The organism is Pseudomaricurvus sp. HS19 (assembly GCF_009857815.1).
Lineage (GTDB): Bacteria > Pseudomonadota > Gammaproteobacteria > Pseudomonadales > Cellvibrionaceae > Pseudomaricurvus.
Genome location: NZ_WVVW01000001.1, coordinates 994,423 through 1,017,310 on the forward strand (window position 1 = coordinate 994,423; position 22,888 = coordinate 1,017,310).

Sequence of the window (22,888 nt, forward strand, 5' to 3'; positions counted from 1 at the left end):
CGCGCGGTGCTCAGACCAAGGCTGTCCCAATTGGTTCAATTGAGGAATCATCTGCCACCCCTGCCCGTACCCGAGCCGACGGGAGGAATACCACCAATTGCAGCGCATGTATATACTACGCCCCCCTTCGGCCCATTGTGACACATTTTAGGAAGCCTTGACGCTATGAGTAAGAGCCACCACCTGTATGACGTGCTCATTATCGGCAGCGGCGCCGCCGGCCTGACGCTGGCACTCAATCTCGCCCAATCTGCCAGGGTGGCGGTACTCAGCAAGGGCCCGGTGAATGAAGGTTCTACCTGGTACGCCCAAGGCGGCATTGCCGCGGTGCTGGACGACAAGGACTCGGTGGAGAATCACGTGGCCGACACCCTCGCCGCCGGCGCCGGGCTCTGCCACGAAGACAGCGTGCGCTTTACCGTGGAACGCAGCAAAGCGGCCATCCAGTGGCTGATCGACCAGGGCGTGAGCTTTACCCGCCTGCACGACAGCGACGAGTACCACCTCACCCAGGAGGGTGGCCACAGCCATCGCCGTATCATCCACAGCGCCGATGCCACCGGCAAGGCCGTACACAGCACCCTGATTGAGCAGGTACAGGCCTGTGACAGCCTCAGCCTGTTCGAGAACCACATCGCCGTCGACCTGATCACCGAGCCGGACACCCACTCTGGCCGGGTCCGCTGCACCGGTGCCTACGTCTACAACCGCCAGCGGGAGCGCGTCGAAGTGTTCCAGGCGCGAGCCGTTATCCTGGCCACCGGCGGTGCCAGCAAGGTCTACCTCTATTCCAGCAACCCGGACAGTGCCAGCGGCGACGGTATCGCCATGGCCTGGCGTGCCGGCTGCCGGGTGGCCAATATGGAATTCAACCAGTTCCACCCCACCTGTCTCTACCACCCTACCGCCGGCTCCTTCCTGGTAACCGAAGCCCTGCGCGGTGAAGGCGCACACCTGAAACTGCCCAGCGGCGAGCGCTTTATGCATCGCTTTGACTCCCGCGAAGAACTGGCGCCCCGGGATATTGTCGCCCGCGCCATCGACCATGAGATGAAGCGCCTTGGCAGCGACTGCCTCTACCTGGATATCAGCCATAAGCCGGCAGAATTTATCGCCGAGCACTTCCCCACCGTCAAAGCCCGCTGTGAGGAGTTCGGCATCGACATCACCCAACAACCCATTCCGGTAGTGCCCGCAGCGCACTACACCTGTGGCGGCGTGGTGGTGAACGAAAACGGCCGCACCGACCTGGACCAGCTCTACGCCATCGGCGAGACTTCATTTACCGGGCTGCACGGCGCCAATCGAATGGCCAGCAACTCCCTGCTGGAGTGTATTGTCTACGCCCAGTCAGCGGCCGAGCACATCCACGCCACGCTGGATGCCATTCCCGCACCCAAGCCAGCACCGGCCTGGGACTCCTCCCGGGTAACCGATTCCGACGAGGATGTTGTGATCTCCCACAACTGGGATGAATTGCGCCGCTTTATGTGGGACTACGTGGGCATCGTCCGCACCCGGAAGCGCCTGGAGCGGGCCACCCACCGTATCAAGCTGCTGCAAAAAGAGATTCAGGAGTACTACAGCAACTACAAGGTGGGTAACGACCTGATTGAACTGCGCAACCTGGCCATGGTCGCCGAGCTGATCATCCGCTCCGCCATGCAACGCCGTGAGAGCCGCGGTCTGCACTACTCACTGGACTACCAGTCCACCTCCGACATCGCCCGGGATACCATCCTGGTACCCTTTAACTTTGCCGGCCAGGATATTTTTGTGCGCCGCTGACTACAGACCGGGACAAGGACGTCCTGCCCGCAACACCTGCCCGTAATACCTGCCCGTAAAAAAGGCCTGACTAACTCCCCTGCAGACTCAATACCCGCAGACGTCGCAGCGCCTCGGCGGACGCACTGTCCGGCCACAACAACAGACTCCCCTCAGGCAACGACTTGCCCCGCACCTGCAGCAACCAGGGATTCAGGCTCCAGCCAAACTGTAACGCCTCCCCGGTAACACCGTCAGGCCCCAGCGATCGCAGCTGCCCATCCTCCAGCAACCACTGCTGACACCGGGTTGATCTGCTCAGCCGCCAGTGTCCGCTGCAGGCCAGACACAACCAGATACCCCACCACAGCAGCTGCTGCCAGCCGGCACAAACAACATCGTTATCACAGGAAATGGGAACAGAGGGAGAAAAGAGAAGAAGTGCGACTGCCGCCATTGCAGCGAGCAGCCAGTGGACCCCCAACGCCAGGCGCGAGGGCCGCAGGACAATCCGGTAAGGAGTGGACTTATTTGTCCATCTGCATGCCGGTGTTGGCACGAACAATCTCCACGATGCGCAACAGCTCCGGGTCATCCGGATTTTCGCGACGCAGGAACCAGGCAAACATATCCTGATCCTCGCATTCCAGCAGCGCCCAGTAACGCTCCTTATCTTCCTGCTCCAGAGTTTCGTAGACATTCTCCAGAAATGGCAACAACACCAGATCCAGCTCCAGCATACCCCGGCGACTGCCCCAGAAAAGACGGTTTCTATCCATCAGCCCTTTACCCCAATACCGCGTGGAAAAGCGCGGATTATACGTGCCCAGCCCCCCAGTGGCGAGTAGCGGGCGCCGACGGGCAGTTGTGGTATTCTAAAATCCTCCCCCAATTCCGATGGAAGTCTGTCACCATGAATCAGGATTCAGCTGTTGCGACAGCATCGACAATCGTGCCCTTATCCCATATGGGCTGGCTGCAGGTCAGCGGCCCCGACGCGGTTAAATTCCTTCAGGGCCAGGTCACCTGTGACGTCGCCAAACTGCAGCCTCTGACCATCCGGCACGGCGCCCACTGTACCGCCAAGGGACGTGCGGTTGCCAACTTTGACCTGATCAAGCTGGATAACGAGACCCTGCTCATCACCCTGCCGCTGGACACCCTGCCGCTGCTGGAAAAATCCCTGGGCAAATACATCGTCTTCTCCAAGGCCTCCCTGAGCCGCCCCCAATGGCTGGGTAGCGGATACCTCAACTGCGCCCCGGATCTGTCTGCAGCCGCAGGCCTGGCCCCGCAACAGGCAGCGAGACTGGACAATGGTGACCTGTTGCTGTGCCGGGCTGACGGCGCCATGGAACTCTGGAGCGATGCGGTGGATGGGTCTGCCGGCGACAGCCCGGCCCCCTGGCAGCTGCGGGACATTGACTCGGGCAAAGGCTGGATCACCGCCGCCACCAGCGAAATCTTTATTCCCCAGGAGCTCAACCTGCAAACCGCCGCTATTGATGGCATCAGCTTTACCAAAGGCTGCTATACCGGGCAGGAGATCGTGGCCCGCCTGCACTACAAGGGTAAAGTGAAGCGCTACCTGCAGCGTTTCAGCTGTGTGAGCGAATCCGCCATCAACCCCGGCGACGACCTCTATAACGGCAGCAGCAGCCAGTCGGCGGGCTGCGTTGTAAACGCAGTAAACATGGACGGGAGCTGGCACCTGCTGGCAGTGGCCACAGAGGCTGCCGTGGCGTCAGAGGGGGTCCATCTGGATCAGGACGGCAAGATCGCCCTGCAAGCCGCGGCCCTGCCCTACAGCGTTAACGAGTAACACCTGGTTATGCTTCCGGACACCGCCGGCCCCGCGCCGGCGGTCGTGTTGCCGGGGCTTGCAATCGGGTTTACAGCGGCGGCACTGCCCAGTCGATCGGCATCTCTCCCCGCTGCTGCAGCCAGGCGTTGGCTTTGGAGAAGTGGCCATTACCGAGAAAACCCCGGTGAGCCGACAGGGGTGACGGGTGTGGCGACTGCAACACACAGTGGCGGGCACGATCTATGATCCGTCCCTTCTTCTGCGCATAACTGCCCCACAACATAAACACCAGTCCTTCCCGCTCGCGATTGAGATGATCGACGATGGCGTCGGTAAACGGCTCCCAACCCTGCCCCTGATGGGACCCGGCATTACCCTGCTCCACACTCAGGGTGGCATTGAGCAACAGCACCCCCTGCTCCGCCCAGTGTTGCAGGCACCCGTGCTGTGGTGCGGGAATACCCAGGTCACGCTCAATTTCCTTGTAGATGTTGCGCAGCGACGGCGGAATGGCTATCCCCGGCGGCACGGAGAAGCTGAGCCCGTGGGCCTGTCCCGGCCCGTGATAGGGGTCCTGCCCCAGAATGACAACCTTCACCTGATCGAAGGGCGTGCTGTTGAGGGCGTTAAACATCTGCGCCCCCGGGGGAAAGATCACCTTGCCCTGCTGCTTTTCAGCGGCCAGGAACTGACGCAGGGACTGTATGTAAGGTTGGTCAAACTCCGGCTGCAGCACTTGCAGCCAGGAGGGAGTAAGCTGGATTGATTGCCCGGACATGGAGGGTTTCACCGCGGTCGAAAGCCCCGGAGTGTAATAAACCGGTGCCACTATTCCCACCCCCCACAGCCGGTAACCGCCGCATCGGCATAGAGACCAGCGCGGCAGTCAGGTAAACTATGCGCCCTTTTCATACCACCAGCAGCCGAAGCCTATGCACCTGTTTGTCGACAACCTCATCAATGTGGACTTCAGCTACCTCCACCCCGCCCGCGGTATGCTGGGCGAGACCTGGATTGCCAGTACCACCATGGCCGGCGCACTGGATCCGCAGGGCATGATCTGCGACTTCGGCGTGGTAAAGAGCACTATCCGCAACTGGCTCAACAGCGAGCTGGATCATCGCCTGGCTGTTCCCCTGCGCTCCCCCAACCTCACACTAGAGGAGCAAGGAGATCACCTGCGCATTCACTGGCGCTACGGCGACCGCACCCTGAACTGTCTCTCCCCCCGCAGCGCCATTGCGCTGCTGGACGTGGAAGAGATCACCCCGGAACTGGCAGCGCGCTGGAGCTGTGAACAGCTGCGCGCCCTGCTGCCCGGCAGTCTGCTGTCCCTGCAGCTGGAATTTGCCACAGAAGCCATCAGCGGCGAGTTCTACCACTACAGCCACGGCCTGAAAAAGCACGGCGGTAACTGCCAGCGCATTGCCCACGGTCACCGCTCCACCATCGCCATCTGGCGCAATGGCCAACGCGACAGTGGTCTGGAACAAGAGTGGGCGCAGCAGTTCCGCGACATCTACATCGGCACCCGTGAAGACCTGGTGGCGCCGCCCACCGACACCCTGGAGTTTGCCTACCAGACCCCGCAGGGGCAGTTTGAACTCTCCATGCCGGCTCCCAACTGCTACCTCATCGACAGCGACACTACCGTTGAACTGATCGCTGCCCACATACTGCAGCAACTGCAACAAAACCATCCCGGCGACCTCTTCCGGGTCAAGGCCTTCGAAGGCATGGGCAAAGGCGCCATTGTCGAAGGCTGATTTCCCCGGCCGGGCTACACTCTTTCGTTAGTACACAGAAAATAAGCGAGAACCGTTTTGACAGAATTTACCCTGGGACAACGCTGGATCAGCAATACCGAACCGGAACTTGGCCTGGGCATCGTCAGCGATGTTGACCACCGCCTGATCACCATCAGCTTCCCCGCCGCCGATGAACATCGCGCCTACGCCCGCAATAACGCCCCCCTGGCCCGGGTTAAATACCGCCTCGGCGACCAGGTGCAGGATCTGGACGGCAACAGCATGGTGATCCATGCCATTGACGAAAATGACCACTACATTACCTACACCGGCGAGAACAGTGAGGGCGAAAGCTGCTCCCTCGGCGAGGTGGAGCTGGACTGCTTCGTCAACTTCAACAAGCCGCTGGAGCGCCTGTTTGCCGGCCAGATCGACAAACTCAGCGATTACCGCCTGCGCCAGCAGACCCTGGTGCAGCAACAGAAGCTGGCCAGCGCCCATATCACCGGCCTGATCGGCCCGCGGGTGCAACTGCTCCCGCACCAGCTTTACATCGCCAGCGAAGTGGGACAACGGTTCGCCCCGCGGGTATTGCTGGCGGACGAGGTGGGACTGGGCAAAACCATTGAAGCCGGCCTCATCATTCATCAACAGTTACTGCGCGGACTCAGCCAGCGGGTATTGATTGCCGTGCCCGACAGCCTGGTACACCAGTGGCTGGTGGAGATGCTGCGTCGCTTTAACCTGGCTTTCACCTTGCTGGACGAAGAGCGCTGCGACGCCATTGAGAATCCCGAATCCCTCGATGAGGAAGAGCTGGGGCTGGAAGAGATCAGCAGCGACAACCCGTTTGACTCCGCCCAACTGGTGCTCTGCAGTATCAGCCTGCTGAGCGACAACCCCAAGCGCCTGCAGCAGGCCCTGGAATGCCGCTGGGACCTGATGGTGGTGGATGAAGCCCATCACCTGCACTGGCATCCTGACATGCAGTGCGACGCCTACAGTGCCGTCGAACAACTGGCCGCCCTCGCCCGCGGCCTGCTGCTGCTCACCGCCACACCGGAACAGGTAGGGGTGGACAGCCACTTCGCCCGCCTGCGGCTGCTGGACCCGGATCGCTATTTTGATCTCGACCGCTTCCGCGAAGAGCAGACCCACTTTGGCGACATCAATAACTGGATTGAACAGCTGCATAGCGGGCAGGCGGCCGACCAGACTCTCAAACAGCAGCTGCAAACCCTGCTGGGTAACGACGTGGTGCCACTGCTGGAGTCAGACTCCGGCCGCGAGACCGTAACCGAACAGCTGCTGGATCGCTACGGCACGGGCCGTGTACTGTTCCGCAATACCCGCGCCGCCGTGGCCGGCTTCCCGGAGCGCCGCCTGCACAGTCATCCCCTGGAAACGGACGAAGACGAACTGCAAGGCAAATTGCAGTGGCTGGTGGCCTGGCTCAAGCAGCACCGGCAGGAGAAGATACTGGTGATCTGCTCACAGGCCCACACCGCCCAGGAGCTGGAACTGCAACTGAGACTGCGTCACGGTGTCCGCAGCGCCGTGTTCGTGGAGAGCCTGAGTCTGATTGAGCGGGACCGGGCGGCCGCCTATTTCGCCGACCAGGAAGATGGCGCCCAGGTGCTGATCTGCTCCGAGATCGGCAGCGAAGGCCGTAACTTCCAGTTTGCCCACCACCTGGTCATGCTGGACCTGCCCCTCAACCCGGACCTGATCGAGCAGCGCATCGGCCGACTCGACCGTATCGGCCAGACCGAGACCGTGCACATTCATGTGCCGGTCCAGAGTGGCAGCGCCGAAGAATCCCTGCTGCGCTGGTATCACGAAGGCCTGAATGGTTTCGAACAGGTCTGCCCCATTGGCCAGGCAGTCTACGATGAGTTTGCCGATGAGCTGGACGCGGCAATGCGGGACGCCGCCAGCCTGCCGGAACTGATTGCCACCACCAAAGCCCGCAGCGACGAGCTGCGTGATGCCCTGCGTCACGGCCGCGACCGCCTGCTGGAGCTGAACTCCTGCAAGCCCGCGGTAGCCACGCAACTGGTGGATGCCCTGGCAGCTCTCGATGAAGACCCGGATCTCGTCGCCTATATGGATCTGGCCTTTGACTGCTACGGTGTGGATTCCGAGCGCCACAGTGAACACAGCTTCGTGGCCCACCCATCGGATCACATGCATAGCCAGCACTTCCCCGGGCTGCCGGACGAAGGCATCACTGCCACCTACAGCCGCCTGCAGGCGCTCAGCCGTGAGGACATGAACTTCCTCACCTGGGAGCACCCCATGGTGAGCGGCGTTATGGATATGGTGCTTAACAGCGAGCGGGGCAACACCACCGTCTGCACCATGAAACTGCCACCGCTGAAACCCGGCAGCCTGCTGGTGGAGGCACTCTTCTCGGTTCACCACAGCGCCCCACGCTTCCTGCAGCTGCAGCGCTTTCTGGATAACAGCTACCTGCGACTGGTGACCGACAACCAGTTACGCGCCCTGCAGAATGTGGTTAAGGACGAGCACTTCAGCAAACTGGAGCAGCGCCTCAAAGGCGCCACCGCCAAGCAGCTGGTGGAACACGCCCGCAACGAGATCGAGCGCATCGCCAGCCACCTGGAAAAGCAGGCGGAAGCGGAGCGCCAGCAATTGATTGATACCGCCCGTGACAATATCAACCGCTACTACGAAGGTGAGCTGTCCCGCCTGCGCGCACTGGCGGACGTGAACCCCAACATTCGCGGTGATGAGATCGCGTTTCTGGAAGAGTTGCAGCAGGTCAGCCTGACCAGCCTGGAACACGCCCAGATTCAGCTGCACGCCATCAAGGTGGCACTGATCACCAACTGAGGCACTCATCCGCCAAATAAAAAAACGGGCCCCATGGGGCCCGTTTTTTTTGTAACTGCGCAGCAAGCTATCTTCAGCTCTCCATCCACACCTCTTTTACCCAGTACCAGACGCTCTCCCACTCATCCTCGGTGTAATCGCCGCTGCGCAGCCACAACTTCACCTCCCCCTCCAGGGAGACACAGTAATAACCCTCGGGGCATTCGCACAGCACCACCATATCCCGTGGCATACCCAGGTCCCAGGCTGTTGCGGTCACTTCCGCCAGATAAGTATGGGATTGGGGATCCGCCACGGTAACCGGCTCCAGTGAGCCGTAGATGACATCGGACGCCGTCAGTAGAAACTCCCGGAAGTCCGGATGCAGCGGCATCAGGATCTGCTCCAGGGCATCCACCAGCTGCTCGTCGTCCGGCAGCTCCAGCGGCACCGGCACGGATTCGGCCATCTCGTGCAGCTCGTCAACAATTTCCTGCATTGCTCACTCCGGTCAAAACTCTTATCCAGTCAACAGGCCCTGCTTAGAGACTCCCCAGCAGGCCATCTTTCAAACGCACAATCTGCTCACCCTGATCGTCGATACGGAAGAAATCATCCTGATTTTCGTACTCGGGGCCAGGATCGCACTGTACCGGCTTGCCAAACGCCTCCCAGGCAGCGCGCGCGCACTCCACGTCATTGGCCCAGGGGGTATGGGGGGAGTCGAACCAGATACCCACATAGGGGCCGTCCTCAATGCCCGTCTGGATCACAATGGGAATCGCCGGCGAGTGCTCCAGGGTACGAAACATCCGCACGCCCTGCTGGCCCTTGTCCACCGGCAGCTCCTCAATGGGCCCCAGCACACTTTTCATCCAGCCCAGCACCCGTTTCAGTACCGGCTCCCGGATGTAGATCTCGATATCCCGCTGCATGGTTTTCTCCTGTGGTCCAGCTCCGGCAACTGACGTCTGGCGCCACATAAATCGGCCGCCCCAAAAGCGGCGCTACGTTATCACTTCTCCCGCGCCGAACCCAGCGGCAGGCGGGCGTTTCTGCAATTTAGTTTTAGCGCTTTTGCTGCTAGAATTCCGCCCTTTCGCATCGAGCCCAGTAGCCCACCATGCAACTAGAACAGTATTACACCCCCCGCGGAGATGGCTTCAGTTTCAGCCGCGAGCAGGCCAGCCGCTTTGCCAAGGGCGTCGCCGACGACTTCAACCCCATCCACGACACTGACGCCAAACGCTTCTGCGTACCGGGTGACCTGCTGTTTTCACTGGCCCTGGAACAGCTCGGCCTGTTCGAGTCCATGGAAGTGAAGTTCGCCGACATGGTCTCCGATGGAGTGACCCTGCATTTCAACCAGGACGACAGCCGCCACATCGACATCGCCGATGCCGAGGGCCGGACCTACCTGTCTGTGGCCACTGCGGGCGAGAACAACGCCAACCGCGAGCTGGCCCGGGACCTGGCCGCAGAATACGCCGCCTTCTCCGGCAAGACCTTCCCCCACGTGCTGGTGCCGCTGTGGAAAGAGCACGGCGTGATGGTCAACCCGGCCCGCCCACTGGTGATCTACGAATCCATGGCCATCCAGCTGCATCAACTGACCTTCTCCAACCTGCACCTGGAGCTGGCCGGCGCCCATATGGAAGTCAACGGCAAGCGCGGTAACGCGCGCCTGGAGTTTGAATTCCGCGATGGCGACAAGATCATCGGCCGCGGTGAGAAGCGCATTGTACTCAGCGGCCTCAAGCCCTATGAAGAGGATGCCGTGGAAGGCCTGGTCGCTTTCTACGAGCAACGCAAAACCGACCTGGCCTGAGTACTTCAGGCCGCCTGCTCTGCCCTCCTGCCCTCAGGGCTCCCGTCAGACCACCGCAGCGACAATCAGCTGCCCGCTTTGGGCTGGTAGCTGTCGCACAACTGCAGCCAGTGATCGATACCCGGCCCACGGTACTTCTGCTTGTGCAGGACGATATAAAAGCGACGGTGCCAGTCCCGGTGGGGTACCGCCAGCGGGATCAGGCTGCCGCGCCGGAACGCGTCCCGCAGGGTAATCTCCGACAGGCATCCAATACCCAGCCCCGCCTCTACCGCTCGCTTGATGGCCTCGGTATGCTGCAGCTGGTGGCGAATCTGCAAATCCGGCAACAATCCATGCATGGCGCGATCAAACGCCTGCCGCGTGCCGGATCCCGACTCCCTCACTACCCACGGTGCCGCCAGCAGATCCTCATCGTCCATCACACCCTTCTCCGCCAGCGGATGCCCCGGGGCGCAGAACACCACCAGGTCGTCTTCACGCCACGGTATTACCTCCAGATCGGGGTGCTGCAGCTCCCCTTCCACCAGCCCAATATCAATTTCATAGTTGGCCACCATGCGGGCTATGGCTTCGGTATTGGCCACCGTCAGCTGCACATCCGCGCCCTCGTGGCGGTTCATGTAGTCCGCCATCATCTCCACCGCCAGGTAATTGCCGATGGTGAGAGTGGCGCCCACCTTCAGCAACCCCAGCTCCTGGTGACGGGCCAGATCCCGCTGAAAGGACTCCGCCTGCGCCAACAGTGCCTCCGCCTTCGGGCGCAAGGTGCGGCCCAGCTCGTTGAGCTGCAGGCGCTTGCCCACCCGGTCAAAGAGCTGGATATCGAACTGCTGCTCCAGGTCCCGCAACGAACTGCTGGCCGCCGACTGGGACATGGCCAGGTGCTCCGCCGCGCGGGTGATGTTTTCAAAGTGGGCCGCCGCCAGGAACACCTCCAGCTGCCGCAGGGAATATTTCATACTCAGGCCTTAATCGGATTTTCTGATTAACATCAAATAAATTATGAGTTTTGCAGATATAGTATCCAGACGATAAGGTGTCGGCAAGTTAACATTTGATGGGGGCTATACCATGGCGGAGCTACTCCGGGAACGGGTTACCAGCGTGCACCACTGGAACGACAAGCTGTTCAGCTTCCGGGTCACCCGTGAACGCGGCCTGCAATTCAGCAACGGCCAGTTTGTGATGGTGGGGCTGGAAGTGGACGGCAAACCCCTCACCCGCGCCTACAGTATCGCCAGCGCCAACTACGACGATGAAATGGAGTTTTTCAGCATCAAGGTGCCCAACGGCCCCCTCACCTCACGCCTGCAGCACCTGCAGGTGGGAGACGAGGTTCTGGTCAGCAACAAACCCACCGGCACCCTGCTGGTGGACTACCTGCTGCCCGGCCGCAACCTCTACCTGGTCAGCACCGGCACCGGCCTGGCCCCCTTCCTCGCCGTGATCCGCGACCCGGAAGTCTACGAGCGTTTTGACCGTATTATCCTGACCCACGGCGTACGCCAGGTTTCGGACCTGGCCTATCAGGAGCTGATTGAAAATGAGCTGCCGCAGGACGAATACCTCGGCGAAGAGATTCGCAAAAAGCTGCTCTACTACCCCACAGTGAGTCGTGAGCCCTACCGCAACGAAGGCCGTATCACCACCCACCTGCAAAGCGGCGAACTGACCACAAAGCTCGGTCTCGACAACATCGACCCTGCTCAGGATCGTTTCATGATCTGCGGCAGCCAGGGCATGTTGCGCGACTGCACCCACTGGCTGGAGGAGCAGGGTTTCAAGGAATCCCGCCAGGGTTACAAGGCCGATTACGTGATTGAGCGAGCGTTCGTAGAGCGTTAATAAACAACGCTCGCCCGGCAGTTGATGTCACACATACGGTGTAAGATGCGTGTGGAGAACGTAAGTTAGCCACCTGACACTCAACACCCTACTGCTGTATTACGACGATGATTCAACTGCTGAACCTCCCCTGTGCGCTGGTGGACCTGGAAACCACCGGCGCCAGCACTGGCGCCGACCGCATTACCGAAGTGGGACTGCTGCGCTGTCGCGCCGACACCGCCCCCCAAAGCTGGGAGCAGCTGCTCAATCCCGGCACCGGCATTCCCGAATTTATTCAGCAGCTCACCGGTATTACGCCACTGATGGTGGCGGACAAGCCTGCCTTCGAACAGGTTGCCAATGAGCTCTGGCTGCAGCTGCAGGATTGCCTGTTCGTGGCCCACAACGCCCGCTTCGACTACGGTTTCCTGAAAGCGGCGTTTCGCCGTTGCGGCTACGATTTCAAACCAAAAATTGTCTGCACCCTGAAACTGGCGCGGGAGCTGTTCCCGGACTGGCCCCGTCACGGACTGGATGCCATCTGCCAGCAGATCGGCTACCCACGCTCGCAAAGCCATCGCGCCATGGCGGACGTGCAGGCGATGTTTGCCTTTCTCTGTTTCGCCATTGCGCAATGTGGCCAGCAGGCGGTGGATGCAGCGGCGGCCAAACAGTTACGACGGCCGGCGCTGCCACCCCATATTGATCCGGCGGAACTTGAAGTCATACCCAATACGCCGGGGGTCTACTATTTCTACGGCGAGCAGGATTCCCTCCTCTATGTTGGCAAGAGTAAAACCCTGCGTACCCGTATCCTCTCCCACTTCAATGCCGACCACAGCTCCGGCAAGGAGATGGCGCTGAGCCAGTCGGTGCGGCGCATTGATTTTCGGCAAACCGTCGGCGAACTGGGGGCGCTGTTGCTGGAAAACGAGCAGATCAAATCCCTGTCGCCGATCTACAACCGCCGGCAGCGACGCTACCAGAGCCTGTGGGTGTGGGAGCTGTTACCGGGGGCCAATTCCGCACTGCAGCCACAGCTGCACAATCGTCCGGCACAAGGCTGGCTGCCGGAACGGGATCTGTACGGCCCCTACCGCAACCGCGGCAGCGCCCGCAACGCCCTCAATGCGCTGATTCGCGAGCGCCAATTGTGCAATCGGGTGCTGGGACTGGAGAGCGGCAACGGGGCCTGTTTTGCCCGTCAACTGGGGCAGTGCCATGGCGCCTGCGAGGGCGTGGAGAGTATTGACCAGCACAACCAGCGCCTGCTGGAGGCTTTCAATGCAAAGAAACTGGCAGCGTGGCCCTACCCCGGCCCCATTGCCATACGCGAACAGAGCCCAGACCGCTCACAAAGCTGCCTGCACATCATCTGTCACTGGGCGTACCTGGGCACCGCTGCCGACACAACGGCGGCACTCGCGCTGTTGCAACAAGCGCCGACAGAAGTGATGTTTGATGTGGAAAGTTACCGCCTGCTCTATAAGGCCATACACAAGGGCCAGCACGAGGTGATCGAACTGGCGCCTTCCATGGGGTCTCAGGTCAAGGATCAGGGCGCAGACTGACGCTGGATGCGGCGCTGTTCCGCCTCGCGCCAGCGACGGCGGGCTTCATCGTCGGCGGGCACCAGCGCCTCTACCGGGGATGGGCGACTGTCGGCGTCCACCGCCACCATGGTGAAATAGCAGGAGTTGGTATGCCGTACCGTCCCCTCCTGCAGGTTTTCCGCGGTAACGCGGATACCCACTTCCATGGAGGTGCGACCGGTGTAGTTCACCGCCGCCTTGAAGGAGACCAGCTCGCCGATGGCCACCGGCTCCTTGAACAGCACCTGGTCCACCGACAGGGTGACCACATACTTGCCACTGAAGCGCATGGCGCAGGTATAGGCGACCTTATCCAGCAGTTTCAACAGCTCGCCGCCGTGCATCTTGCCGCCGAAGTTACTCATATCCGGTGTGACCAGTACGGTCATCTCTGTCGTATGTTCGCGAGCCATGCATTCCCCAAATCACGCTATTGATCAGCAACGCCGCGGTATCGAAGTCAGCGACAGGCACCCGCAGGTCCGGGTACCCGGCCACCACGACACAGCAGCCTCCTGGCGCAGAATAACGTAACTCGTGTTTCCCCGCACCCACCACCGGCGACGGAGCGAAAGCCATCAATGTTTGATGGCGAACACCACCTGTACGGTCGCGGTAATGGTCTGCTCACCCACATTGAGCCGGGGCTCACGATCTGCCGCAGCCTCCATCAGCACGGCGGAGACCGCGGTTTTCATCATCGGCCGCTGCCACTGGGTATCCACATTGAGCTGCTGCACATCCCCAAGGCCCGCCTGCAACGGATCGAGACCGGCCACTACCTTGCGCCGGGCATGCTCCACCGCACGGCCGATTGCCTGCAGTTCCAGCTCGTCACGGTTACTGAAATCAAATTGCGGCGCCTGCAGTTGCGCCACACCCGCTTGCGCCAGCACCGAATAGACCGCAGGCAACTGCTCCAGGTCACGCAGTGTCAGGCTGAAACCGGCCCTCGCCTCGTAACCGGTGAGTTCACGTTTGCCATCACGGGGATAGTGCCACTGCGGTGTCACGGTTACCTGCGCAGCCTGCAGGTCCTTCTTCTCCACCTGCTGCGCCAGCACTGCGTTGATCAGGCTGTCGAGCTGTTGCCTGACCGCCCCCAGGGCCGCATCCGGCTGGTCGGCGTTGGCTATAACTGCGCCGCTGATGACCGCCATATCCGGCGCTGCTGAAACTTCGCCACTGCCACTGGCGGACGCCTGTGCTACCGGAGCCACCCGTTCTGCCTGATTGCAGCCGCTGATACCCACCAGCAAAACCAAACCCAGCGCCATAAGAATCGGGTTACGACCTGTCCTGTTCATGTTTATCTCCATCAATTGTCTCCCTGTGGGAACTTGCCTGTTATCCTGCAGCACGGCTGCGAAGCACCTGAGACCGCAACCTTTACCAGCAGTTCTCCCCCGCAGGGGATATAATCCCTGCCCCGGCGTGCCTCCCGCAGCCTGAAAACAGACAACGGAATATCCATGGCCCTCAAGGCAACCATCTACAAAGTGCGCCTGCACATCGCCGACCTCAGCCGTCACTACTATCAGCAGCATAGCCTGACAGTGGCCCTGCACCCGTCGGAAACCACCACCCGCCTGACCGCCAGACTGATTGCCTTTGCCTGTAACGCCAGTGAGACACTGGACTTCACCCGTGGCCTGAGCACCTCCGACGAACCGGATATCTGGCAGAAGGAGCCCGATGGTTCCATCGCCCTGTGGATTGAGCTGGGACAGCCGGATGTCAGGCGCCTGCGCCAGGCCAGCGGCAAGGCTCGACAGGTGCTGGTGTACTGCTACGACAACCAGCGTGCGCAGCAGTGGCTGCAATCCCTCAATGCCGAGCGCCAGCGACTGCCCAATGTGCGAGCCGTACAATTGCCCACTGACGAACTGGAAGCCCTGGCCGCACACCTGCAGCGCGGCTCGGAATGGCACCTGACGCTGGAAGAAAACACGGTGAATATTGCCGGAGAGGACTTTGCGACAGAACTGCAGTTACAGCCATTACTGAATTAATGCAGCTGCCCGGTGGCGATCCTCAGCGGTCGCCGTCCTCGCGCTTATTGCCGGCCCCGTTTACCCCGCTATCTCCCTCCGGATCACCCTCCTCAGGCGGCCACTGGTCCAGCACCGGCAGGCGCAGCAGATAGAGGGTTACTCCGGTGCCCACCAGCATCAGCAGCAGCGCAATCCAGCCGGAGCGCAGGATCAGGGACGATGAGAAGAGGCTGAACCAGAGCAGGATTAACACTCGATTACGGATGTGACGGGGGATGCCGCGCCCCTCTTCCCAGCTTCGCACAATCAGGCCGAAGTAGCGGTGATTGCGCAGCCAGTCATGGAAGCGCTGGCTGGAGCGGGAGAAGCACCAGGCGGCCAGGATGACAAAGGGAGTGGTGGGCAGTATCGGCAGGAAGATACCGATAATGCCCAGTACCAGGCTGGTCCAGCCCAGCGCTATCAGCACCCACCGCGTCATTGCCACTGACTTGACTGCCACTGACTAAATTGACACTGGCCGGATTGGCACAGACTGGATGGATCAGTCGTGCTGATGACCGCCGACTCCATGGGCGTGGCCGTGCGACAGCTCTTCGCTGCTGGCCTCGCGCACATCCACAATCTCGATGGCAAACACCAGGGTTTTACCCGCCAACGGATGGTTGGAGTCGATATCCACGTTTTTCAGGCCCACCTTGACCACCACCGCATCCTGCGGGCCGTGCTCGGTGTTGACCTGTACGATCTGGCCGGGCTTGATGTTGCCCTTGGTCAGCAGGTGCTTCTTGGGGATACGCTGGGTGGCGCCTTCCTGACGCACACCATAACCCTGCTCCGGGGTCAGGGTGACGTCGAAGCTGTCGCCGGCGGCCTTGCCTTCCAGCGCAGACTCCAGGCCCGCCAGCATGTTGTTATGGCCATGCAGGTAGAGGACCGGACTGCCCTCATGGGAGTCCTCAAACACCTCACCACCCTCTTCCTTCAGGCGGTAGTGGAGAGAGACAACTTTATCTTTGCTGATATTCATGGGGATACCTGTTACTTGACGATACTGAGCCCGCTCTTTCTGTGAGCGGACCATAAAACCGGCGCAGTATGCCACAGTCAACGCCTGTGGCAATGAACCCTGGACTGCCCTAAGCCGTGGGATTGTCATCCCCGGTGTCATTAACCACGGAGACCACCATCCCGTTCGCAGCAGCGAACTCCTGCAATGGCTGCAGTGCAGATTCAGGCAGGTCCAGTACCATATTTACCTGCTGTGTATAGCTGACTTCGACCAGATGACCACCATGCAGGTCCATCCAGTGGCGCAGCCCCTGCTCCAGGGAAAAATCCAGCTGCACCTCCCGGCGACAGAGACTGACCTGGCGGGCCAATGACAGGTCTGCCATCACCAGTTGTGCAGCCTGGCTATAGGCACGCACCAAACCACCGGCACCCAGCTTGATGCCGCCAAAGTAGCGTGACACCACCAGCATGATGTCCCCCACCTGCTTGTGCTGCAAGACGTTAAGGATCGGTTTACCGGCGGTGCCAGTGGGTTCACCGTCGTCAGACATGGCCACCGTGCCCGGCGACCAGGGATTGCCAATCAGGTAGGCCCAGCAGTGATGGCGCGCGTCGGGGAACTGCGCCTTGGCCTCAGCCAGCACCTGCAACGCCTGCTCACGGTCGCGGGCCAATGCCGCACGGGCAATAAAGCGGCTCTTTTTGATCTCATACTCCACCTGCAACGGCGCGGCGGGAACACTGTAATCACTCATCCGTTATATCCCCTGGCAACATGGGGGTGACCAGCTCCAGCAATTGCCCGATGCGGGCGTTACTCAGCTGCCGATAGTCCGGGTAGGGACAGACAATTACGCCACGCTCCCGGTTTACCGCGAAATACTCATCCAGCCAGACCAGCTGCGGTAACGCCAGCGTCGCTGCGTAGGTCTTGCCCATCACAATGTGCACTCGGCTTTCCTGCACGCGGCTATCCTGCACGCCGCCAGCCAACCCGCCGGGTGAGCTCTGCCAGTCGGGCGCGGAGAAGAGCAACTGCTCATGACCGTCCGCCTGCAACAGCGCCTGATCGCGATACGCCTGCCAGCTACTGAAGTGACCCTGCACCCCGGCCAGTGGCAGTTCAAAGACAAACTTGGCCAGCACGTTAAAGACCTTGCGCCAATGGTTGCTGCTGTGGGCGACGATATGGGCGATCTCACCGGCCAGCAGCGGACGCACTGCCTGCAACTGCCGGAATTCCGGCAGCGGCGGCCGGTTGGCAAGGTAGAAGCTGATCGCTGGTTTTACTCCGCCCAACCCACAGGGGGCACTCTTCTGTGTCACACATGGCTCCGGCGCAAAAGCCGGCACTATAACAAGCACTTCCCGCACTGTCGCGCCGACGCCTGTCGCCTCACGCTGGCTCAGCCGTTACAATGGCCGCCGTCCAGCCAACCACTCCCGAGACAGGCACCCCGCTATGGCAATCCACTGGTATCCCGGCCACATGCACAAGGCCCAGAAGCAGATGAAAGAGGTTTTGCCACAGGTGGATCTGCTGATTGAGGTGCTGGATGCCCGCATCCCCTACTCCAGCGAAAACCCGGCCATTGCCAAACTGCGAGGCGACAAGCCCTGTATCAAGGTGTTAACCAAGTGCGATCTCGCCGATGCCGACATCACCGCCCGCTGGCAGGCGTTTCTGGAACAGGAGAAAGGGGTGAAGACACTGGCGGTCAGCACCCAGGATCCCGGACGCATGAAAGCGCTGCTGGAGCTGTGCCGCAAGATGCTGCCCGCCAAGGATGCCAGTGTGAAAACCATTCACACCATGATTGTCGGCATCCCCAATGTGGGTAAATCCACACTGATCAATATTCTCGCCGATCGCATCATTGCCAAGACCGGTAACGAACCGGCGGTCACCAAAAGCCAGCAACGCATCAACCTCGGCAATGGCATCCTGCTGCTGGACACCCCCGGCATCCTCTGGCCCAAGGTGGAGAATCCCCACAGCAGCTACCGCCTGGCTGCCACCGGTGCCATCAAGGACACCGCCATGGAGTACGACGACGTCGGCTTCTACCTCGCGGATTACCTGCTGAAGGCCTACCCGGAGCGCCTCAGGGAGCGCTATAACCTGGATGAACTGCCCGGTACCGAGCTGGAGTTCCTGGAACAGGCCGCCACCCGCCGCGGCGCCCTGGCCAGTGGCGGGCGCGCCAACCTGCACAAGATTTGCGAACTGCTGGTGAATGAGATGCGGGCCGGCATGCTGGGTCCCGTCACCCTGGAGACGCCGGAGATGATCACCCGCGAGGAGATCGAACTGGCAGAGCAGGAACGCCTGAAAGAAGAGGAGAAAGCGGCGCGCAAGGAGCGTTTCAAGGCTGGCAGTGAACCTCGCAACCACAGTGAGGCCCAGACACAGGCACAGGCACATAAACCGAAAAAGGAAACCAAACCGGGAGCCGCAGGTAAGACCTCCAGGATACCAAGCCGATCTGCCGCCACACCCGCAGCGAAAAAGTCGGCAGTATCCAAGGCCAAAAAACCGGGCACGCAAAAACAGGCCACAAAGGCAACTTCCTCCCGACAGCCAGCCAATTCACCCAAGGGACGCAAGCGTAAATGACCACCACCAACCGCCGATCACTGCCAGTCTCCCTTACCATCCTGATTGTGGCAGCCGTAGCCATTGCTGTCGTCTGGCTGCTGAGACCCGACAGCGGCTCTGTCAGCCAGCTTGAGCAGGCGCCACTACCATGGAAAATCACCACCTTCGAAGACGGCACCAGCGAGGTGTTTCGCCTGCACCTGGGCGAAGTAACCGTCGCCCAACTGCTGCAACAATTGGGTGAGGATCATGAACTGGCGATCATCAGTGACGATAACGATCACAGCGGACTGGAAATCTTCTACACCAGTTTTTCCGCCGGCCCGATCAAGGGCAAGTTGATTGCCCGGGTAGACGCGGCGCAGGAGACACTGGAAACCATGCAGGCCAACGCTGCCAGTTCATCTTACATCGACACAGGCTCACGCAAGTTTTTGCTCAACGCCAGCGACCTGCAACGCATCCAGGAGTGGACCATTGCCGGCCTCGGTTTTGTGCCCACGGCTAACCTCAGTGACGAGGTGATTGTGGCCCGCTTTGGCGAACCTGCCCGTAAGGTAGCGACTGCCGATGCCGTGCACTATTTCTACCCGGAGAAAGGGGTGCATATTGCACGCAGTGACGAGGCAAAGGAGCTGGTGCAGTATGTGGCGCCGCGGGATTTTGCCAGGCTGGAACTACCGCACACTGACAGCGGCGATAGCACTCACCCCGAATAACAATCCTTAGCGCTGTTCGCCGCCCTGCAGGTCCGCAGGTTGATCCACATCCCGCAACACCCCTGCATCGGTGACGGCTAACCGGTACAGTGCCTGCGGGTAGGCGTGAATCACCGAGCGACCGCCTTCATCGCCAGTGAGCTGTCGCAACGACCACATAAATTGACGACTGAAGATGACCGGGTGCCCCGGTTGCATGGCTGCGGGAGTCTCCCCGGGCTGGAAAAATGGCCGCACAATCAGCGGCGCATCTTCACCACGACTTTGCCGCTGCTGCCAATAACTCTGTTGCAACCGGCGATAGGTTTCCACCGCCACAAAGGGCATATCCCCCAGCACGATCATCCAGCCATCGGCGTCAGCGGAGGCCTTAACCCCCTCCTGCAGACTGACACTCATAGGCTGGGCACGACCGTCGGCGGTGACTGCCCGCCACTCAATGCCCAGACGTTCCAACAGTGCCTGTAACGGATAGTCTTGCGCCCGCACCAGGCACAGCGGCGTCAGCCCCGCCTGCTGCAAACGCTCACAAGTGTGCTGCAACACCGGCCGGCCATCCGCCATCGGCGCCAGCAATTTATCCCCCCCAAAACGGCTGCCCTGCCCCGCAGCCAACAACAGTACCTGCAGCTCACCTTCCATCAATCCCCCCCCTGAATCATTCTTATTTTTTTGTAATGACTGTTACACCAATCCATGACGGGCGGCGGTCAGTTGCGCTGCCACCGACAAGGCAATCTCCATTGGCGTCTTGCTGCCGATGGGCAACCCCACCGGGCCGTGCAATCGCTGCAACTGGGCGTCGGTAATGCCGAAATGTTTCTGCAGCCGCTGCCGGCGTCCCTGATTGGTTCTCACGGACCCCAGCGCACCGATAAAAAATGCTTCCGATTGCAAGGCTTCCAGAAGCGCCAGGTCATCCAGCTTGGGATCGTGGCTCAGGGTGACCACGGCGGTGCGCGGGTCCGGCTGCAGATCCCGCAACACATCATCGGGATAACCGTCGCACAGCTGCCCCAGTTCAGGTCGCCATTGCGCCCGGTATTCAGGCCGCGGGTCGGCCACCAGAACCCGGTACTCCAGAGCCCGCGCCAGCTCGGCGAGATAGGCAGAGGTTTCGCCAGCACCCACAATCAACAGGCGCCATACCGGACCGAAAATATTGGTCCAGCCCTGCGACGTGAGTTCGGCCTTGTGTTCTCCGCGATAGGCCTCGAGGGTAACTACCCCGGACGCCAACTCCACGTGGCGTGTAAGGGTGCGGCGCTGCTCAATGGCCTGCAGCAGCGGCTCCACCTCTGCGGGTGAGCGCAATGGCTCCAGCAACAGGTCCAGGCTGCCCCCACAGGGCAACTTCAGGCGCTCCCGCTCCTCTGCCGTCTCGCCGAAACGCTCCAGGGTGCACTGCTGCGGTGGCTGCTCCACCAGGCGCTGCAGCAGATCCTCCTCGATACAGCCACCGGATACCGAGCCGGCAAAGCGACCGTCGCCACACACCACCATAATCGACCCCACAGGCCTTGGTGATGTGCCGTAAGTGTTCGCCACCGAAACCAGCGTGGCGGAAATACCCTGTTGCAGCGCCTGTTGCGCGCAGAGCAGGACTTCGTGTTGTGAACCTTGCACAATGATCCTCTTCAGTGAGCACCGGACAATCTTTGCCCGGCGTCGCAGCGACAGCGCACAGGCTGTCAAAACCCCAGTCGTCGCCAGAAGACAACGACCAAATATTGGTGTCAGATGACTGACATTTTATACATCATCAGCTATCCGGTGATAGTGACGCCGGTCCCGACAGCCACTGGACTGCGGCGCGAAAACAGGGACACTGATATGGCAATAGGGACACTGATATGGCAATAGGGCCACGCCATCAGACAGGCTCCCGGGCTTTTTGCTAGCATCGGGACAGTGTTTTACCCAGAGACCTCTATGAATAATAACGATTTTTTGCAGAAGTACGGCCCGGTGGCCGTGATAACCGGCGCCTCCTCCGGAATCGGCGCCTCCTTTGCCGCCAACCTGGCCGCCAAAGGCTTTGACCTGGTGCTGGTGGCACGTCGTAATGATCGCTTGCAGCAGTTGGCAGACAGTTTGTACCAGCAATACCAGACAGGGGTCACTGTAGTGCAAGCCGACCTGGCCAGCGCCGATGCGTCTGAGCAGATTCTCGCAGCCACCCGCGAGCTGGATACCGGACTGCTGATCTGTAACGCCGGTTTTGGCTACAAGGGTCACTTCACCCATGGTGATCCGCAGTTGATGAGCGCCATGCTGCAGGTTAACTGCCACTCGCCCATGGCACTGGCCCAGGGCTTCCTGCCACGCCTGCAGGCACGGGGTCGCGGGGGCGTTATTTTTACCGCCTCGGTGGAAGGCCTGCTGGGCTGCCCCTACTCCGCGGTCTATTCCGCCAGCAAAGGCTTTCTGGTCAACCTGGGCGAAGCCCTGTGGGCGGAGTACGCCGCCGACCCCATCGATATACTGACCCTCTGCCCCGGCGCCACCGACACCGAAGCCCCGGCCAAACAGGGTATCGATCCGGCCACCCTCAGCAACCTGATGTCCCCGGAGGACGTGGCACAACTGACGCTGGAGAACATCACCAACGGCCCGGTCTATATCCCCAGCGATCACTACCGCCAATCCTTTGAGCAGCTGCTCTCCCTGCCCCGTGCCCAGGCCCTGCAAGCCATGGCTGCCGGCATGAAACCGGGGTCCGGGCGATGAGTGTACAGGGACTGGATCACATCAACCTGCGCACCGCAGACATAGAAGCCACGGCGCGGTTTTATATTGAGGCCCTCGGACTGCAAGCTACCGATGTTCCCGGCGGTATCTCCTCACGCAAGGCAATTTGGCTCAAGGACAGCTGTGGCAACCCGATTCTGCACCTGCAACAAACGGAAGACAGCCACACCCCGAACGACGCCAATACCGACCCAGTTCATCACATCGCCCTGCGCTGCGATGACAAAGAGGTGATGCTGGCACGCCTGCACCGCATGAACCTGCGTCCGGCCGTCTATGAACGCGAAGCCCTCGGGCTGACACAGGTATTCCTCAAGGACCCGCACGGCGTACTGCTGGAACTGAGTTTTCACAGCCCGACACAATCACGCTGACAGCTCCAGCGACGCAACATCAACACATCAGGA

26 protein-coding genes are annotated in these 22,888 nt (G+C 60.7%); 12 read left to right on the top strand and 14 right to left on the bottom strand.

All coding sequences use genetic code 11. The features are described from left to right. Positions 1-165 precede the first annotated feature (165 nt). Positions 166-1,788 (top strand): L-aspartate oxidase, encoded by a 1,623-nt coding sequence (gene nadB, locus GSF27_RS04420; RefSeq protein ID WP_160966087.1) that lies wholly within the window; start codon positions 166-168, stop codon positions 1,786-1,788. 70 nt (positions 1,789-1,858) lie between these two features. Here the strand turns inward: nadB and GSF27_RS04425 are convergent, their stop codons facing one another. Both GSF27_RS04425 and GSF27_RS04430 read right to left on the bottom strand, forming a co-directional pair. Beyond that, positions 1,859-2,059 (bottom strand): hypothetical protein, encoded by a 201-nt coding sequence (locus GSF27_RS04425; protein ID WP_160966089.1) that lies wholly within the window; start codon positions 2,057-2,059, stop codon positions 1,859-1,861. A gap of 235 nt (positions 2,060-2,294) precedes the next feature. Next, positions 2,295-2,546 carry a succinate dehydrogenase assembly factor 2 gene (locus GSF27_RS04430; RefSeq protein ID WP_160966091.1) on the bottom strand — a complete coding sequence of 84 codons (252 nt, stop codon included), beginning with the start codon at positions 2,544-2,546 and terminating at the stop codon, positions 2,295-2,297. A gap of 134 nt (positions 2,547-2,680) precedes the next feature. On the opposite strand from GSF27_RS04430, the gene GSF27_RS04435 reads away from it, so the two are divergent. After that, positions 2,681-3,589, top strand: coding sequence for a folate-binding protein YgfZ (locus GSF27_RS04435; RefSeq protein WP_160966093.1), 909 nt, complete (start codon positions 2,681-2,683; stop codon positions 3,587-3,589). A 70-nt stretch (positions 3,590-3,659) separates the two neighbouring features. Here the strand turns inward: GSF27_RS04435 and ung are convergent, their stop codons facing one another. Beyond that, a complete protein-coding gene (gene ung, locus GSF27_RS04440; RefSeq protein ID WP_160966095.1) occupies positions 3,660-4,349 on the bottom strand; it encodes a uracil-DNA glycosylase in 690 nt (229 codons plus the stop codon). Between the two features lie 154 nt (positions 4,350-4,503). On the opposite strand from ung, the gene GSF27_RS04445 reads away from it, so the two are divergent. Together GSF27_RS04445 and rapA are read left to right on the top strand one after the other, a co-directional pair. Further along, positions 4,504-5,337, top strand: a complete 834-nt coding sequence (locus GSF27_RS04445) for a 6-carboxytetrahydropterin synthase (protein WP_160966097.1) — start codon at positions 4,504-4,506, stop codon at positions 5,335-5,337. A 57-nt stretch (positions 5,338-5,394) separates the two neighbouring features. Then, positions 5,395-8,175: an RNA polymerase-associated protein RapA gene (rapA, locus tag GSF27_RS04450; RefSeq protein ID WP_160966099.1), complete on the top strand. Its 2,781-nt coding sequence runs from the start codon at positions 5,395-5,397 to the stop codon at positions 8,173-8,175. Positions 8,176-8,248: 73 nt separating this feature from the next. On the opposite strand, the gene GSF27_RS04455 is transcribed toward rapA, so the two are convergent. Together GSF27_RS04455 and GSF27_RS04460 are read right to left on the bottom strand one after the other, a co-directional pair. Further along, on the bottom strand, positions 8,249-8,653 hold the full coding sequence (locus GSF27_RS04455; RefSeq protein WP_160966101.1) for an SMI1/KNR4 family protein: 405 nt from the start codon (positions 8,651-8,653) through the stop codon (positions 8,249-8,251). Positions 8,654-8,696: 43 nt separating this feature from the next. Then, positions 8,697-9,089, bottom strand: a complete 393-nt coding sequence (locus GSF27_RS04460) for a hypothetical protein (protein ID WP_160966103.1) — start codon at positions 9,087-9,089, stop codon at positions 8,697-8,699. A 188-nt stretch (positions 9,090-9,277) separates the two neighbouring features. On the opposite strand from GSF27_RS04460, the gene GSF27_RS04465 reads away from it, so the two are divergent. Then, positions 9,278-9,982, top strand: coding sequence for a DUF3581 family protein (locus tag GSF27_RS04465; protein WP_160966105.1), 705 nt, complete (start codon positions 9,278-9,280; stop codon positions 9,980-9,982). Positions 9,983-10,047: 65 nt separating this feature from the next. On the opposite strand, the gene GSF27_RS04470 is transcribed toward GSF27_RS04465, so the two are convergent. After that, complete coding sequence (locus GSF27_RS04470) at positions 10,048-10,944, bottom strand: LysR substrate-binding domain-containing protein (protein ID WP_160966108.1); 897 nt, start codon at positions 10,942-10,944, stop codon at positions 10,048-10,050. Positions 10,945-11,056: 112 nt separating this feature from the next. Between GSF27_RS04470 and GSF27_RS04475 the strand changes: the two genes are divergently transcribed. Together GSF27_RS04475 and GSF27_RS04480 are read left to right on the top strand one after the other, a co-directional pair. Further along, entirely contained in the window at positions 11,057-11,830 is a 774-nt protein-coding gene (locus GSF27_RS04475) for a ferredoxin--NADP reductase (protein WP_160966110.1), read from the top strand. Positions 11,831-11,937: 107 nt separating this feature from the next. After that, complete coding sequence (locus tag GSF27_RS04480; protein WP_160966112.1) at positions 11,938-13,383, top strand: exonuclease domain-containing protein; 1,446 nt, start codon at positions 11,938-11,940, stop codon at positions 13,381-13,383. Here the strand turns inward: GSF27_RS04480 and GSF27_RS04485 are convergent. Both GSF27_RS04485 and GSF27_RS04490 read right to left on the bottom strand, forming a co-directional pair. Beyond that, entirely contained in the window at positions 13,368-13,817 is a 450-nt protein-coding gene (locus GSF27_RS04485) for an acyl-CoA thioesterase (protein ID WP_160966114.1), read from the bottom strand. The two genes, GSF27_RS04480 and GSF27_RS04485, sit on opposite strands and share 16 nt — an antisense overlap. 165 nt (positions 13,818-13,982) lie before the next feature. After that, entirely contained in the window at positions 13,983-14,711 is a 729-nt protein-coding gene (locus tag GSF27_RS04490; protein ID WP_160966116.1) for an SIMPL domain-containing protein, read from the bottom strand. 165 nt (positions 14,712-14,876) lie between these two features. Here GSF27_RS04490 and GSF27_RS04495 point away from each other — a divergent pair, with 165 nt between their 5' ends. Further along, entirely contained in the window at positions 14,877-15,416 is a 540-nt protein-coding gene (locus GSF27_RS04495; RefSeq protein ID WP_160966118.1) for a YaeQ family protein, read from the top strand. Positions 15,417-15,438: 22 nt separating this feature from the next. On the opposite strand, the gene GSF27_RS04500 is transcribed toward GSF27_RS04495, so the two are convergent. The 4 genes from GSF27_RS04500 to GSF27_RS04515 all read right to left on the bottom strand — a co-directional run bounded on the left by GSF27_RS04500 (position 15,439) and on the right by GSF27_RS04515 (position 17,738). Then, the gene (locus GSF27_RS04500) at positions 15,439-15,879 is read right to left on the bottom strand and encodes a YbaN family protein (protein ID WP_160966120.1); all 441 of its coding nucleotides are present in this window, start codon (positions 15,877-15,879) and stop codon (positions 15,439-15,441) included. A gap of 63 nt (positions 15,880-15,942) precedes the next feature. Next, entirely contained in the window at positions 15,943-16,428 is a 486-nt protein-coding gene (locus GSF27_RS04505) for a peptidylprolyl isomerase (RefSeq protein ID WP_160966122.1), read from the bottom strand. Positions 16,429-16,537: 109 nt separating this feature from the next. Beyond that, complete coding sequence (locus GSF27_RS04510; RefSeq protein ID WP_160966124.1) at positions 16,538-17,167, bottom strand: YigZ family protein; 630 nt, start codon at positions 17,165-17,167, stop codon at positions 16,538-16,540. Next, positions 17,160-17,738: a hypothetical protein gene (locus GSF27_RS04515; RefSeq protein WP_370462559.1), complete on the bottom strand. Its 579-nt coding sequence runs from the start codon at positions 17,736-17,738 to the stop codon at positions 17,160-17,162. Before GSF27_RS04515 ends, GSF27_RS04510 begins: the two co-directional genes overlap by 8 nt. 136 nt (positions 17,739-17,874) lie before the next feature. Between GSF27_RS04515 and ylqF the strand changes: the two genes are divergently transcribed. Then, a complete protein-coding gene (gene ylqF / locus GSF27_RS04520) occupies positions 17,875-19,029 on the top strand; it encodes a ribosome biogenesis GTPase YlqF (protein WP_160966126.1) in 1,155 nt (384 codons plus the stop codon). After that, entirely contained in the window at positions 19,026-19,730 is a 705-nt protein-coding gene (locus GSF27_RS04525; RefSeq protein ID WP_160966128.1) for a hypothetical protein, read from the top strand. The genes ylqF and GSF27_RS04525 overlap by 4 nt, the downstream gene beginning before the upstream one ends. A gap of 6 nt (positions 19,731-19,736) precedes the next feature. On the opposite strand, the gene GSF27_RS04530 is transcribed toward GSF27_RS04525, so the two are convergent. Both GSF27_RS04530 and GSF27_RS04535 read right to left on the bottom strand, forming a co-directional pair. Further along, positions 19,737-20,372 carry an NTP transferase domain-containing protein gene (locus GSF27_RS04530; protein ID WP_160966130.1) on the bottom strand — a complete coding sequence of 212 codons (636 nt, stop codon included), beginning with the start codon at positions 20,370-20,372 and terminating at the stop codon, positions 19,737-19,739. Between the two features lie 42 nt (positions 20,373-20,414). Beyond that, a complete protein-coding gene (locus GSF27_RS04535) occupies positions 20,415-21,356 on the bottom strand; it encodes an XdhC family protein (protein WP_160966132.1) in 942 nt (313 codons plus the stop codon). 306 nt (positions 21,357-21,662) lie between these two features. On the opposite strand from GSF27_RS04535, the gene GSF27_RS04540 reads away from it, so the two are divergent. Together GSF27_RS04540 and GSF27_RS04545 are read left to right on the top strand one after the other, a co-directional pair. Continuing rightward, positions 21,663-22,460: an SDR family oxidoreductase gene (locus GSF27_RS04540; RefSeq protein WP_160966134.1), complete on the top strand. Its 798-nt coding sequence runs from the start codon at positions 21,663-21,665 to the stop codon at positions 22,458-22,460. Beyond that, the gene (locus GSF27_RS04545; protein ID WP_160966136.1) at positions 22,457-22,855 is read left to right on the top strand and encodes a VOC family protein; all 399 of its coding nucleotides are present in this window, start codon (positions 22,457-22,459) and stop codon (positions 22,853-22,855) included. Before GSF27_RS04540 ends, GSF27_RS04545 begins: the two co-directional genes overlap by 4 nt. The last annotated feature ends 33 nt before the right edge of the window (positions 22,856-22,888 follow it).